Raw genomic sequence first — 14,323 nt, 5'->3', positions numbered from 1 at the left:
GTGAAGAATGGATGTTTTGCTCTAGCCCACAACGATTGCAATTTCCCGGATTCTCTCCCGAATCGTTGCTTGAATTATATTTAGCCTGCTTTGTAATTCTTGTTCGGGCTCTATTTGTTAATTTGTTCAACTACACAAATCACCCCGCACCGGGAGGCGAGGGGAAATCGTGAACGGCGGCTGCCTGCTGTTATATAGGCAGGCACTATTGAAAAGTATCTTCCGGGCTGCCCAGGCGCGTCCCGGAGACTGACGGTGCGCTGCCGCACCACAAGCCGCGGATATCACGCGACTCGTCCCAGGTCTGCTGCGCGGCTAAAGAGCGCAGCAGAGGATCTATGTAGCTGGCGGCAGCTGCGTAGCCGCCCAGCGCGCGAAGCTGCGCCTCCAGGGGAGGCCAGGCTTCGCGGAGCGGTTGCTTGTCGCCGCTGTAGAAGGCGGCATGCAGCTTCTCCCGGTCGAGCGGGCGCAGCGGCAGCTCTTCATAATGGCTCACGATCAGGTGAGCCAGGCAGACCGCGCCTTTGGCGATGACCGGGGATACCAGGAAGCTCGGCAGCGTCCGGTATTCGAAGCCGCCATGCGGCTGCCGCCGGAAATCGCCGAGCACGCCATAGCGGGGACGCCGGGCCGCAGCCCGGATGTCCTCGAGCAGCAGCATGGGCAGCGCGAGATAGTTATCGAGCGCGCGCAGCAGCGGCGCGCACAGCGTCACGCCGCTGAAGTGCAGGTGGCCGCCGAGGGCCCAGCCCCGCAGCGGCATGCCTCCCGCCCGCCAGCGGAGCGAGCGGTCGGCGATGAGCCGGTCCGCCTCGCGCGCGGCGGACATCAGCTGCGCCAGCAGCGCGCGCGGTTCCCCGCGCGGCGCAGGGCGCAGCTCCGCCACCGGGAACACGCCGCGCGTTCCCGGGGGTCCGGCGTCGCAGCCCGCGACGCCGTCCATGGGCAGGTACCGCGACGCCGGCACGACGCGGCCCGTGGATTCCCGGAGCAGCAGAAACTCCGGGTCCATACCCATAAGCAGCCCTGCCCGGCCTGGCTGCTCAAGGGCAAGGGAACGGGCCAGCACCCGCGAGGCTGCCCGGTACGGCTCAGGCAGCGGCTTGCCGGGAACCGGCATCAACGGAGTGATGCCCGTCACCACATAACGCCGCCCGCCCATGGCCCGCAGCTCCACCTCGCCGCTGTCCAGCCCCAGGCTGTATAGCGCCCGGACCGCCGTTACACGGACAGCTCCTGCCACCCCGCGCATCTCACTTCCGCCACCACCCGCTCCGCCATAGCTGTTCCCGCTATCACTTCTGGTACCCGTTCTCTCATTGCTGTTCTCGTCATGCCCCGCAATATCCGCTCCGCCATAGCTGTTCCTGCTATCACTTCTGGTACCCGTTCTCTCATAGCTGTTCTCGTCATGCCCCACAATTTCCGCTCCGGCATAGCTGTTCCCGCTATTACCTCTGGCACCCGTTCCCTCATAGCTGTTCTCGTCATGCCCCGCAATTTCCGCTCCACCATAACCGCCCTCTCTCACCGGCCCCAAAAAAGCAGCATTCATAGCCGCTCCAGCACCCAAAGGCTGGCACTCCAGCACAGCCAGATTGAAAATAACCACCCGGTAGTGCTGCCTGTAACTTGCGGGGTCTTGTCCATGGGAATATGAATGACTCTCTCTTGCATCCTTCCGCCGTGCTGGTCTGCCGATAGCCCCGGGGTCCGCTTCAATCCCGCAGCGCCGGAGTCTGCGCATAATCTGCTCCGGTGCCAGCTGAAGGAATAAGTTAAGCCCTTCGTTCATCCTTATGCCACCGCCCATCCGAAATTCTTCATGCCGCGCCTACAGCTGCATCATCCTTCATAACCGGATAGCCCGCCCTTCTGCAGTACGCAGATGAAGCTTTTGGTGCTGAAACCTAACCCCAAAATATTTTAAAAAAAAGAGGGCATTCGCCCTCTACGCCGCTGCCCTCTCATCATATAATGGATCATAACCCAATACAGTAACAGAAAGGCAGCGGCGTATTCCTTCCTTACAGCTCATCATCCAGGGCGTCAGGGTCCAGATCATCGTAATCAAAACTCTCGCCGTCAAAATCATAGTCCTTGTCTTCCAGATCATCACTCTGATCGCTGACATACACGCGGACCTTGGTCTCAGCCACCAGTTCCGCCTCGAACTCCCGTTCCACCCGGAGCGTCACACTACCGCCGCCCGGCGATACCCCGGCTTCCACACAATTGGGTTCCTGCGTTGCCTCCGCAGAGACCTGTGCCGTGGAAGCACGGTGTCTCGGGTCCAGATACGACAATGGAATAAGCTCCACATAGGAGACCGTTTCCTTGGCAACCTCGGTCTGCTTGTTTTTGTCGTACGAGTACCAGATGTTCACATCATAAGTACCGATTACTTCGATTCCGTTCCCGGCGGCAACCGCTTCGTACTGGTGGTTGATAATCCAAGCCCCCAGAATACTAGTCGGATGATGTGGCGGAGTCACGGTATGGGTTGCGGTAGAGAACTTACGACCTTTGCCGCAAATTGCCTTCGTAATGATCTCCCTTGTTTGACGTTTATGGCTTAATGACATCTTTGAACCTCCTCCATACAATCATTCACTATCAAGTGTATGCACGTTCTGGGCATTTGTTGATTGTTAGAGTAGAAATAAATTTGGGTAAGCCCTCATGAGAGTCTAATTAAGCCTCCTGCTTCATTTTATTGCTGAAATTAGCCAGTTATGAGTCCCGCTTCCGAAAAAAACAAAAGGCAGCCCTTCCCCAAAATATGGGGAACCGCTACCTTTTTTTCGTTTTACGATATTGCACCCTGTGCTTATTGCGGAATTACACGCACAATCCCCAATTGCCTGTGACGGCTCAGATCAATGAAATCGTCATCGATATTCACCAGGGGACGCAGCGGATCATGTGCAAGAATCATGATGATTTTGCCGATTCGTCCGTCTGTGAGCAGTACCTCATTGCCGATCATCGATTGCATCAGCTTGTTGATGAACACACTGCAGATATAAGGGTCCAGCTTGCCGTAGACATTATCGTCCATCTGCCTGAGCACCTCATACAAAGGGGCGGCCGTGCGGTAGAAGCGGTCTGAGGTCATCGCATGAAAAATATCCGCCACAGCGACAATTTTGCTGAAATCGGTAATCCGGTGCCCCAGCACCCCGAAGGGGTAGCCGCTGCCGTCCATCCGTTCATGATGCTGCAGCGCAACAAGTGCCTGCATGTGAGTGGTGCCCACGGTATCCCGGATCATTTCATATCCAAAGGTGGTATGCTTCTTCATCAGTGCATATTCTTCCTCACTCAGCGGACCGGGTTTGGCGAGAATTTCAGCCGGAATCATAATTTTGCCGATATCATGAAGAGTCGCTGCGATGGTCAGCATGCTTAGCTCGTCCGGCTTCAGCTTCAGCCATTTGCCTAGCAGCGTGGAGATAATACCAACCGCAACATTATGCCTGTATGTATAATCATCCTTGGACTGCAGTGCAGCCAATATTCCGTAGAAATCGTTCTTCTCACTTACCTGCTGGATAAAAGGAATGACTTCATTTCTGAGCTCTATCATCGGCAGCCTTTTGGTCTTGGTATAGCGGAGCTGGTCAAAAATGCTCTCCATCGCTGCTGTGCAGTCATCCACGGCCAGCTGATAGAATGCCGCGTTGTCCAGCTGAAGCACATCATGCGGCTCCAGGAGGATCTTGTGCTGGGAGATCAACCGGATATGTTCCCCGCTTAATAAGGTCATCGCCGGCAGAACAAACACACCGCTATGATTAAAAAGGTTGGCTGCAAGCTGTTTGCCGATATATTGTTCATTGCTGTTGTTCATGTTCCTCACCTGCCAGTGCAGCCGTCCACCGGAGTGAACCGCTGCTGTAATTGGAAGCATCGCGGCCTCATCTACAATCTTATCCTGAAATGTGTTTCTCTGTCCCGAACAGAAAATGAACATAACTATAGAGATAAGCTCACTTTAAGTGCTTATATATCTTATCGTTAATTCACACCGTAATGTTAATACCTGAGACATATTTACCTTCCTGCTCAAGCATTTCCCTTTGCGGGCAGCTTGTCCTTCACCGGCCTTGGATCGACCGGACTTTTATAGCGTTTGGCAATTTTAAGATAGAGCGCAAGCTCCCGGCATAACTGCAGAATAGCGGAGCGGATCTCGAATACCTCACGGGAATCCGGGAGCTCCATCTGCTGAAACTCCTGCTGCAGATCATCCAGCAGCTTCTCGGTCCGGCCCGTATATTCCTCAGCCAGCACATCGCCGCTGAGCTGATCGAACAGCTCCGCAACCATATCACCATGCGGCAGCTGGAGGTATACCTGAGAGAGGAGCTGCATCATATTCTGGATTGACTCCAGCTGCTCCTTGCGCATGTAGAAGTACACATTCCAGGCTTCATCCGGATGGATCACATGATTCTCCATCTCTCTTGAAGCTGCGGTCAGACCCTTCTGCACCGCTTCACCGGCTCCGATCAGTTCCTTTCCGTCCCATACATAAGCGGGATCACGCAGGGTTCTGGCAATCTGCCGGAAGATAACCGAGAAATAGCCGTCCACCTCTTTGCGGATACCGGCAATCATGCCTCCGGTCTGCGGCATATAGATGAAGTTGACGAGTCCGGCCGAACCCAGGCCGATAATCAGCAGCTCAATCTGCTGCAGCAGGATGTGAACGGTAATGTCAGCTTGTCCAAAAACACGGAACACAATAACTGAGCTGGTGACAATCCCCTCTTTGAAGCCGGATTTGACGATAAGCGGGAAGCCGAACAGTACATACAGTCCAAGAACCCAATAATGAAAGCCCAGGGTGAAAAAGAGAATACAGCCCAAAAAGAGTCCCACCAGCGAGGCGAAGAAGCGTGCCGTGATCGTGCGGAGACTCCTTTTGCGCGTCGTTTCCACCCCGAGAATGGCCAGCAGTCCCGCGCTTTGCGCATTGGGAATACCTGCGGCGGCTGCCAGCAGAATGGACAGCAGAGTTGCAGCCGCCGTTTTGATAATACGAAATCCCATGTTAATACCTCTCCTACAAAGTTCAGCTTCAATATTCAGGTAAAGATATAGTCATGGTACAAGATTTTGCCGGGAGACACAATATTACATTATTCTACCTCCGCGACAATAACAGCTTCTCTACATATACAACCAGCTGATACATGGCTGTAGCCACCGCGGCGATGATAAGCAGACTGGACATGACGAGCGTGAAATTGAACACCTGAAAGCCATAGATAATCAGATAACCCAGCCCCGATTTGGCTACCAGAAATTCCCCTACAATGACTCCGACCCATGACATCCCGACATTCACCTTCAGTGTGGAAACCACCGTAGGGAAGGACGCCGGAAGAATCACCTTGTTAAATTCCTGTACTCTGGAAGCGCCGAATGAACGGACAACCTTAACCAGATTCGGGTCCACACTGCAAAAGCTGTTGTACACCACCAGAGTGGTAATAATCACCGTAATGGATAATGTGGTGACCACAATCGCGGTGAACCCGGCGCCGAACATAACAATGAAGATCGGACCCAGCGCCACCTTCGGCATACTGTTGAAGACGACCATATAAGGATCAAGTACGGCAGACAGAAAAGGCGACCACCAGATGATCACAGCCAGCAGCGTCCCAAGCAGGGTTCCGAGAATAAACCCGACTACTGTCTCTCCTACAGTCATCCCCAGATGCGGCCAAAGACTGCCGCTGACCATGTCATCCCAAATTTGCCGGAACACTTTCGTCGGGTAGCTGAAGAGCAGTTCATCAATCCAGCCCAGCCTGGCCCCCGCTTCCCAGAGCACAAAGAACAGGATCAGGATACTGCTTCTTACGATCAGAACCTGAGTCTTGCGGCGCAGCTTCTTCTTCCTGTAGTCCGCATGCTTTTGTTCCAGCCAAAGTGCACGGGAGGCCGCCACTTCTGCGGGCAATTCCGTCTTCACACGCCTTCCCTCCCTGCCAGCTCCATTTCCTTCCACACTTCATGAAAAAGCTCCGCGAATCCGGGCAAGTCCCGCGCATACAGCGGCGGGGTACTGCGGATGGCTTCCGGAACCTGAAAAATCCTGCGGATCCTTCCCGGATTCCGCTGGAGCAGAATGACCCGGCTGCTGACGGCGATTGCCTCAGACAGGTCGTGAGTAACCAGAATGGCCGTTGTTCCCCGGCGCATCAGCGTCTCCGAGACCAGATCCTCCAGCTGCAGCTTAATCTGGTAATCCAGCGCGGAGAACGGTTCATCCAGCAGCAGCAGGCTGGGATCTGTCGCCAGCGTCCGCACCAGAGCGACGCGCTGGCGCATTCCGCCCGAGAGCTGAGCCGGAAAGGCAAGCTCCTTGCCCGCAAGCCCCATATCGGCCAGCAGCTGCAGGGTTTTGCTGCGCGACGCTTCATCCAGCCTTCCGGTCAGCTCCAGGCCAAGCAGTGCATTATCCTGAATGCTCCTCCAGGGAAACAGATAATCCTGCTGCAGCATATAGCCTACTTCAGGAGACGGCCCAGCCGCAGAGCGTCCGCTGAGCAGAACTTCGCCCCGCGAGGGCCGCAGCAGCCCGGCAATGATCGACAGCAGCGTCGTCTTGCCGCAGCCGCTGGGCCCGACGAGGCTGACGAACTCACCCTGGCCCACGCTGAGATTGAAATCCTCGATCGCAAGCGAAGCCTCGCGGTCTCCCAGATAGGCGTGCGTGATTTCCTTCAACTCCACTACTGGAAGCATATCAGCCCTCCTAAAAGTTTTGCGTAAAAATCACATCTTCGATTCTTCTTTGCAGCAAAACTCGCTTCGGAAGCATCAACTTAGTTTGTGAGCATTACTTCTCACGATTCTGCATCGAACAAACTAGCTTCGTAAGCATCACAACCCTACTTAATGCTGCTCTCCGCTTTTTCAGCAAAAGTGTTATCAACAATCTTACCCGAAGGGACACGTTCCTTCAGCTCACCGGCGTTGTCGATCACATCAAGCAGATTGTTCCATTCTTTATCATCAATAACCGGGTTTACCGCATAAGTGTCCTGTTCTTTATAGCGGCTGATGGCGGAGACGACAATATTACGGTCCGTTTTATCAAAATAAGGCATAACCGCATCAGCGATTTCTTCCGCGCTATGATCCTTCACCCACAATTGTGCACGCTGGATGGCATTGGTGAATTTCTGCACTGTGTCTTTGTTTTTGCTGATGTAGCTCTCCTTGGACATGAACACGGTATACGGGAGATAACCGCTCTCTACGCCAAATGAAGCGACAACCTGGCCCCTTCCTTCACTCTCGAAGATCGATGCCTGCGGTTCAAACAGCTGTACATAATCCCCTGTCCCGGAAGCAAAAGCACCGGCAATATTGGCAAAATCAATATTCTGAATCAGCGTCAGATCACTGGCAGTATCAATCCCCTTGTTCAGGAGGGTAAATGCGCCGGCCATTTGCGGCATGCCGCCTTGCCTTTGACCCAGGAAAGTTGACCCTTTGACTTTGTCCCATGTGAAAGTACTGTCCGGTGTACGTGCAAATAAGAATGTTCCATCCCGCTGCGTGAGCTGGGCAAAATTAATCACAGGGTCATCCGCCCCCTGCTGATACACATAAATCGAAGTTTCCGAACCGACAAGCGCTACATCTATAGCTCCGGAGAGCAGTGCCGTCATCGTTTTATCCCCGCCCGGTATGGTCTGCAGCTCCACATCCAGCCCTTCATCCTTGAAGAAATTCTGGGACAACGCCACATACTCCGGCGCATAGAACACGGAGCGGGTAACCTCACCGATCTTCACCTTCACTACAGCCGAATCACCGCCACACCCGGCGAGTACTGTGAAACACGTGACAATCATCATGAGCGACAATGACAGTTTTTTCTTGAGATTCATCTTCATTCTCCTTTCTTCCCGGGTCTTTCGCCCTTGCTCTATGCATATGCGGTTGCCCGCCGAAAGGTTAAAGACCTGTATTGCTATCGTTTGCACAAAAAATCCGCGTTATCTAAAGCGATTTGAATATTTTTTCGGCAGTTTTTTCGGATAAGGATTAATCCAATGCTCATATCAGACAATAAAACAGACTAAATCAAAGCATTTAAGCGATAAATCCAGATTTCTATGGTCAAAACCGATCCTATGGATGTTTATCACAATATTCAGCTTGTGCAAACGTTTTACCAAAAGTGGAATTTCCAATAAGATGTAACAATAAAGCGCTTACGAATTTACATATTTTAATGAAGCAAAATATCCTGAATGCCTGAAAGGAGTTTTAATTCTATGTCTCGTTCTTCATCAGTTATGCTAACAACCCGTATACTGCATGCCTTAGCAATCACTGGTCTGGCTGCGGTGCTGCTGGCCGGTTGCAGCAGTACTGAGAGCACAGGCGGAAATCATGCTGCGGGTGTCTCATCGTCACAACCTTCCTCCCCCGTTCACAGTACAGAACCGCAATCAGGGGCAGGGATACAGAACAACAGCGCTGTACAACCTGGCGCTAATCCGAAGGCAGCTGTAGACGAGCAGCCTTCCACCGTATTTTATGAAATATTCGTCCGCTCCTTCTACGATTCAGACGGGGATGGTATCGGTGATCTGCAGGGGATCACGGAGAAACTGGATTATTTGAATGACGGCGACCCGGGGACCCATGAGGATCTCGGTGTAGGAGGAATATGGCTGATGCCGGTTAATCCCTCGCCCAGCTATCACGGTTATGATGTAACCGATTACCGGAGTATTAACCCGGACTATGGAACGCTCGAAGATATGCAGACACTGATCAAGGAGGCACATAAACGGGGCATCAAGGTAATTATGGATCTGGTAGTGAACCATACGTCCAAGGCTCATCCCTGGTTTGTGGATTCAGCCAGGAATCCAGGCAGCCCATACCGCAGCTGGTATATCTGGGCCGAAGATCAGAACCGCCCGGTAAATGGAACCAGTGCTGCCGGCAGCGGCAGTCCGTGGCATGCTCTGCGGGGAAGCCATTATATGGGGACTTTCTGGGAGGGAATGCCGGATCTCAACTTCGATAATCCTGAGGTCCGCCGGGAAATGAAGAGCATCGGTACCTATTGGCTGGAACAAGGCGTCGACGGGTTCCGTCTGGATGCTGCAAAACATATTTATGAGGATCTTCTTTCGGACAAAAGTACGGCGACAACAGCCAAGAATGTAGCCTGGTGGCAGGAATTCCGCACAGCCATGAACGGGGTGAATCCGCAGGCTTATATCGTGGGTGAGGTCTGGGAGAATTCCACTGTATCCGTAGGGGCCTATCTAGATCAGGCCTTCAATTCCGGATTTAACTTCGGGCTTGCTGAAACGCTGGTCCATTCGGCTCAAACGGAGAAGGACAGCGGAGCCGCGTTCACCCTGGAACGGACATACAAACTGTATTCGCAAATCTCAGGCGGTGCTTTCACAGATGCGATTTTCCTGACCAATCATGATCAGAACAGGGTCATGAGCCAGCTTGAGAATCAGCCAGATCATGCCGCAATGGCGGCAGCCATGCTGCTGACCCTGCCGGGTAATCCATTTATCTATTATGGGGAAGAGATCGGACTGCTGGGTGTGAAGCCGGATGAAGGCATCCGCGAGCCCATGAAATGGACGCCGGACGGACTGGATACAGGTCAGACTTCGTGGGAGCCGGGCAGCAATAACGCTGCGAATCCCGGGGCCGATGTAGAGAGCCAGCAAAAGCGCAGGGATTCACTGCTGGTGCGCTACCGCGAGCTTATTCAGCTGCGGGAAGAGGTGCCGGCCCTGCGAGACGGGGACATACGTGATTACCCTTCCGGGAACGGGGGAATTATGGCTTATGAACGGATAACCGCCGGACAGCAGGTCCTTGTTATTCATAACTTAACGGGATCGGCACAGACGATGCAGCTTCATAGCGGAACTGGAGGCATTACATACGCTGGTATCCTCCGGTCAGTTGGCGGCAAGGCTGCACTCGGCAGCGGCAGACTCACACTTCCTGCTTACACAACAGTTATTCTGGAGTAAAAATCGGAGTAGAATGCATGACCCACTCATAAAAGGCGCAGCACAGCTCCGCCTTCGTGAGCGGGGCGGCGATCAGATAGTCCCGCGCGGGCTCGGAGCTCATCCGCAGGAGCCAGCCGCCAGAAGCGTTCTCAAAATATGAAGCCTGCTGAAGGCTCCAGCCGCTGCCGGCACGGGAGCATAACCGCAGTTCTCCGGTCATTTCCGGGCCCAACATAACCTTGGCCAGTTCAGTTGAACTGGCCAAATCACCTGTTTCCTCCCCCAGGTACTCAGCCAGCATACACAAACTGCAGGACCCTGCTTGTTGTTTAATCTCCTCATACCTGCTTCTGGACAGGAAGAGTGCCGGAACAGACACCATGCGGGTCTCTGCATATTCAAAGCAATTAAAAAGATAATAACAGGCCCGCTTCATCTCACTTGGCTCCTTCAATTCATAACCGAAGGGGTCTTCTTCCAGTATACCGGTAACAACTATTTTATCTTTATGTATTTGCATGCATACATCCTGCGAAGATTCGCCTTCCATGTACTTCACCCTGCATATTCCAACTGCACCAGAGACGGTCTGCAGAATATCCGCCACCACTTTCCGCTCTGTTTCACCGGGGAACAGAAACTGTGCTAAACAGATTACATCATGAGTTTTCACATCCATATATCCTTCCCTATTCCCATAAATCTGAAATTTATTGTCAATGAGTGGCTTTCAAAAAACGGTAAAACTATAAAACTTGCAATCTTTATGTTATCATAAGCTAATTTTAAGGTAAAATTAAGAAATGCAGGGTAAGATCAATACCATGAAATACTTTTAGCGAGGTGATTTCAAAATGAGAATGCTCATCACATTTCAGAACAAGCTTGTACCAGTATATTTCACAACAGAAAACAAACAGCCTACCCAAAAAGTACTTCGACTGCTTAACAGCACACTGGAGCTCAAAATTCAAAAGGGAAAAAACGCCCTGCAGAAATGTTTGAATTCTCTGATCAGTATCGAAATTAAAGGCTCAGAAGCTATATTGCACAGTTATAGTGAAAATGATTCACTGGCTTTATCCCTCTATTAATAGAGGGATATTTTTTTGCCGGAATATATGCATGATACAGCCCCGGAGAACACCATACAAAAAAGCACACGCCTGCAGTCCAGGAATGTGCCCTCTTTATATAATGCGTGTTATCTGTATGATCAGGGTATGCTTTGCCTCAGCCAATCCTGAGATTCCGTTTCTCTTCTTTCTCTGCCTTTTGAATCCGCAGCTTGAACAACTTCACCAGGTTGCGCCGGGTATGCTCTTCGTGACAGTTGTCCAATTTCTTAATTATGAAACGGTCAATGGACATGTCAATCGCTCCTTTGGAATGGGATCAGAATCCCGTTGTAGGGAGAGGAAATCATTTCCTTGTCTCCTTGTAACACCTATATAACCGGGTCCCGGATGGCTTAAACCAGCCAATATCACTGCTGCAAACAGCTGCGAAATTAGTCTTACTACATATTGACGGTTCTTCTGCGATTGGATTCCTTCAACAGGAGATATGGTATCTTTGCAAAAAACAGCCTGTTTGTGTCGGCAAAATAAAAATTTTATCCGACGGATATTTACAAACAATTTATTAAATGCTATATTATCTATAGTTAATATTAAATATATATTTAAGGAGAAATCATAATGTCTAATGTCCTGTTTATCAAAGCAAATAACCGCCCAGCCGAGCAATCTGTAAGTGTTCAGCTCTATAATGAGTTCCTGGCGAGCTACAAAGAATCTCATCCGCAGGATGAAGTTACTGAACTGGATTTGTTCGCTGAACAACTGCCTTACTACGATAACACGCTGATCACTGGCGTATACAAAGCAGCACAAGGCTTCGAGGCAACTCCTGAAGAAGCTGCCGGCGCCGCTCTTGTTAAGAAATATCTGGACCAGTTCCTGGCCGCTGACAAAGTGGTATTCGCCTTCCCGCTCTGGAACATGACTGTTCCGGCTGTACTGCACACTTATATCGATTACCTGAACCAGGCCGGCACAACCTTCAAGTACACTGCTGAAGGTCCTGTAGGATTGTTGACAGGCAAAAAAGCAGCTGTACTGAACGCCAGAGGCGGCGTGTACTCCGAAGGCCCGGCAGCAAGTGCTGAAATGGCTGTTAACTTCATCATGGGTAACCTGAACTTCTGGGGCTTCAAGGAAACTACACAAGTTATCGTTGAAGGACACAACCAGAACCCGCAGAAATCCGCTGAAATTATCGCTACCGGTCTGCAACTGGCAAAAACTGCAGCTGCATCGTTCTAATCCGCCAGCGTTAAAAGTCCGGTTTCACCTTTAGAGCTCCGCACTTTTATCAGGCATCTGCTGTAACATCAACCGGACTTTTATTTATATATAGTTCCGCCGGTGCATCCTCCGGGAAACCGCCGGACCCTACAGGAAAAAGCCCTGCAGCTGCTATGGTCAGCTGCAGGGCTTTTTTTGTGCTCCGGAGAGTCTTAATACTCTTCCAATACCCGCTGCCAGCTGTTGCCTTTGGCACGCGGAGGTGTGCTTTTGGAGGAGGCAGCTACGGTTTTGCGCTTCTGCTTCACTTCCTTGCTGTTCTGGAACTGCAGTTCCTTCTGCGTCTTGCGGTAATTGAGCAGCCGTTTCTCATCCAGTACACCGCTTGCTACTGCCTCAAGCACCGCGCAGCCTTCCTCCCGAACATGGCTGCAATCACTGAAGCGGCAATCTGCCGCGAGCGAGCTGATGTCACCGAAGGCCAGATCCAGGCCTCCCTCATCTTCCCACAGCTGCAGCTCACGCATCCCCGGCGTATCGACAATGATGCCGCCGTCCGGCAGGACAAACAGCTCACGGTGTGTAGTCGTATGCCGCCCGCGGCTGTCCCCTTCCCGGATATCCTGGGTTAGCTGCAGATTCTGTCCGCTGAGCCAGTTGACCATCGTTGATTTGCCGCAGCCGGAGGAACCGGTCAGGGCTACGGTCTGACCGCGGCCAATATAAGGCAGCAGCTCCTCCCTCCCATCGCCGAGCAGCGCACTGACCGCATGTACAGCTACCCCGGGAGCCGCCTGCTGCATCTCGGCAATTTTCTCCGCCGCATCGGCACAGAGATCTGCCTTGGTCAGCAGAATCACCGGATTCGCCCCGCTGTTCCAGGCCATAATCAGATACCGCTCCATCCGCCGCACATTGAAATCATCGTTCAAGGCGCTGACCAGGAACAGGGTATCGACGTTGGAGGCAACGATTTGTTCCTCTTGCGTCACCCCTGCCACCTTGCGCGAAATTACGCTGCGGCGGGGCAAGACGCCATGAATCACGGCATGCTCCCCGCCGTCCTGCATGGCCAGAGCCACCCAGTCGCCAACCGCCGGATAATCACCGGACCCTGTCAAGGTATGTCTGAGCTTGCCGGATAACTCTCCCCAGATCTCGCCCGTGCTTGCGATGACCCGGTACTTGCTGCCGAAATCACCGACAATCCGGCCCGGCTCAAGTACCCTGGCCTCGAGCTGCTGCAGCTTCTCTGTCCACTTATTTTTCCATTCTTCATTCCAGCCATACTGTTCTATATTCATTCATTTCCTCCTGGTAATTGTTTATGCTGAATATAAGAGTTAACTTAAAGCTCATTCGTCACTGCGGAGAAGATTTGGGCTTCCGGCCGCTGTTGTCCCCAGATTTCTTGATTTAAACCGCTGTTAGCGGTAGAAATCCGGTGACAAAGGCGGACGCTATCGCTCCTACAGCTCCAAATTTCCCCTCCGATCCTTTGTACTTTTTGTTTTATCTTTTATCCAGCTTGTTTGCTTTGCCTACCCTCTTAATCATTCACGTGTATTTCCGGGAGTTTGTACCCCTTCCAATCCTTTTAGCACAGCAGCATCATTGACAGCATGCAACATATAGTGGCTGCTGTTTCAACAAAAAAACCGACGGAACCCAAAGGTTCCGGCGGCGGAATCCAAACAAAAAGCTGAAGCACTCCCCTCGTACAAAGAGAGCTGCCTCAGGTTTCTGTGCGTGCCGCAGACCAGGATATATTCAAGCGCATGAATATACATCTGGCTATGCACGCAAAAAAGCCGCCGGAACCGATACGGTTCCCGGCGGCTCTAAAAGGCATGTTAGAGCTTACCTGCTAAGCTGGGAATCTTATTCCACAGCCGCTGTTCCCGGAAGACACGTATCCACAACAGTTGCAACTGATCCTGATAACACGGTATAAACTGTCATTTGACATCGTCTCCT

At 52.1% G+C, this 14,323-nt stretch carries 13 protein-coding genes; 3 read left to right on the top strand and 10 right to left on the bottom strand.

The features are described from left to right. Positions 1-205 precede the first annotated feature (205 nt). The 7 genes from NSQ73_RS12940 to NSQ73_RS12910 form a co-directional block, all read right to left on the bottom strand. Entirely contained in the window at positions 206-1,795 is a 1,590-nt protein-coding gene (locus NSQ73_RS12940) for a putative amidoligase domain-containing protein (protein ID WP_340986732.1), read from the bottom strand. A 232-nt stretch (positions 1,796-2,027) separates the two neighbouring features. Next, complete coding sequence (locus tag NSQ73_RS12935) at positions 2,028-2,585, bottom strand: outer spore coat protein CotE (RefSeq protein ID WP_039310097.1); 558 nt, start codon at positions 2,583-2,585, stop codon at positions 2,028-2,030. A 245-nt stretch (positions 2,586-2,830) separates the two neighbouring features. After that, the gene (locus NSQ73_RS12930; protein WP_231575150.1) at positions 2,831-3,913 is read right to left on the bottom strand and encodes an HD-GYP domain-containing protein; all 1,083 of its coding nucleotides are present in this window, start codon (positions 3,911-3,913) and stop codon (positions 2,831-2,833) included. A gap of 155 nt (positions 3,914-4,068) precedes the next feature. After that, on the bottom strand, positions 4,069-5,058 hold the full coding sequence (locus tag NSQ73_RS12925; protein WP_340944988.1) for an aromatic acid exporter family protein: 990 nt from the start codon (positions 5,056-5,058) through the stop codon (positions 4,069-4,071). 94 nt (positions 5,059-5,152) lie between these two features. Next, complete coding sequence (locus NSQ73_RS12920) at positions 5,153-5,905, bottom strand: ABC transporter permease (RefSeq protein ID WP_373604804.1); 753 nt, start codon at positions 5,903-5,905, stop codon at positions 5,153-5,155. 80 nt (positions 5,906-5,985) lie between these two features. Beyond that, the gene (locus NSQ73_RS12915) at positions 5,986-6,765 is read right to left on the bottom strand and encodes an ABC transporter ATP-binding protein (protein WP_340986731.1); all 780 of its coding nucleotides are present in this window, start codon (positions 6,763-6,765) and stop codon (positions 5,986-5,988) included. 146 nt (positions 6,766-6,911) lie between these two features. Next, positions 6,912-7,919, bottom strand: coding sequence for an ABC transporter substrate-binding protein (locus tag NSQ73_RS12910; RefSeq protein WP_340986730.1), 1,008 nt, complete (start codon positions 7,917-7,919; stop codon positions 6,912-6,914). A 390-nt stretch (positions 7,920-8,309) separates the two neighbouring features. Here NSQ73_RS12910 and NSQ73_RS12905 point away from each other — a divergent pair, with 390 nt between their 5' ends. Beyond that, complete coding sequence (locus NSQ73_RS12905) at positions 8,310-10,055, top strand: alpha-amylase family glycosyl hydrolase (protein ID WP_340986728.1); 1,746 nt, start codon at positions 8,310-8,312, stop codon at positions 10,053-10,055. On the opposite strand, the gene NSQ73_RS12900 is transcribed toward NSQ73_RS12905, so the two are convergent. Beyond that, on the bottom strand, positions 10,042-10,716 hold the full coding sequence (locus NSQ73_RS12900) for a hypothetical protein (RefSeq protein WP_340986727.1): 675 nt from the start codon (positions 10,714-10,716) through the stop codon (positions 10,042-10,044). The genes NSQ73_RS12905 and NSQ73_RS12900 overlap by 14 nt on opposite strands. Positions 10,717-10,891: 175 nt before the next feature. Here NSQ73_RS12900 and NSQ73_RS12895 point away from each other — a divergent pair, with 175 nt between their 5' ends. Next, positions 10,892-11,131, top strand: coding sequence for a hypothetical protein (locus NSQ73_RS12895; RefSeq protein ID WP_039310083.1), 240 nt, complete (start codon positions 10,892-10,894; stop codon positions 11,129-11,131). 139 nt (positions 11,132-11,270) lie between these two features. Here NSQ73_RS12895 and NSQ73_RS12890 read toward each other — a convergent pair whose 3' ends face one another. Then, a complete protein-coding gene (locus NSQ73_RS12890; protein ID WP_171715981.1) occupies positions 11,271-11,408 on the bottom strand; it encodes a hypothetical protein in 138 nt (45 codons plus the stop codon). Positions 11,409-11,737: 329 nt separating this feature from the next. Here NSQ73_RS12890 and NSQ73_RS12885 point away from each other — a divergent pair, with 329 nt between their 5' ends. After that, entirely contained in the window at positions 11,738-12,364 is a 627-nt protein-coding gene (locus tag NSQ73_RS12885; protein WP_039310081.1) for an FMN-dependent NADH-azoreductase, read from the top strand. A gap of 194 nt (positions 12,365-12,558) precedes the next feature. On the opposite strand, the gene rsgA is transcribed toward NSQ73_RS12885, so the two are convergent. Beyond that, positions 12,559-13,650, bottom strand: a complete 1,092-nt coding sequence (gene rsgA / locus NSQ73_RS12880; RefSeq protein ID WP_340986726.1) for a ribosome small subunit-dependent GTPase A — start codon at positions 13,648-13,650, stop codon at positions 12,559-12,561. Positions 13,651-14,323 lie beyond the last annotated feature (673 nt).

Origin of the sequence: Paenibacillus sp. FSL R10-2736, assembly GCF_038000245.1 — a bacterium.
GTDB classification, from domain to species: domain Bacteria; phylum Bacillota; class Bacilli; order Paenibacillales; family Paenibacillaceae; genus Paenibacillus_AQ; species Paenibacillus_AQ phytohabitans.
This window is presented reverse-complemented; position numbering and strand designations above follow the sequence as displayed.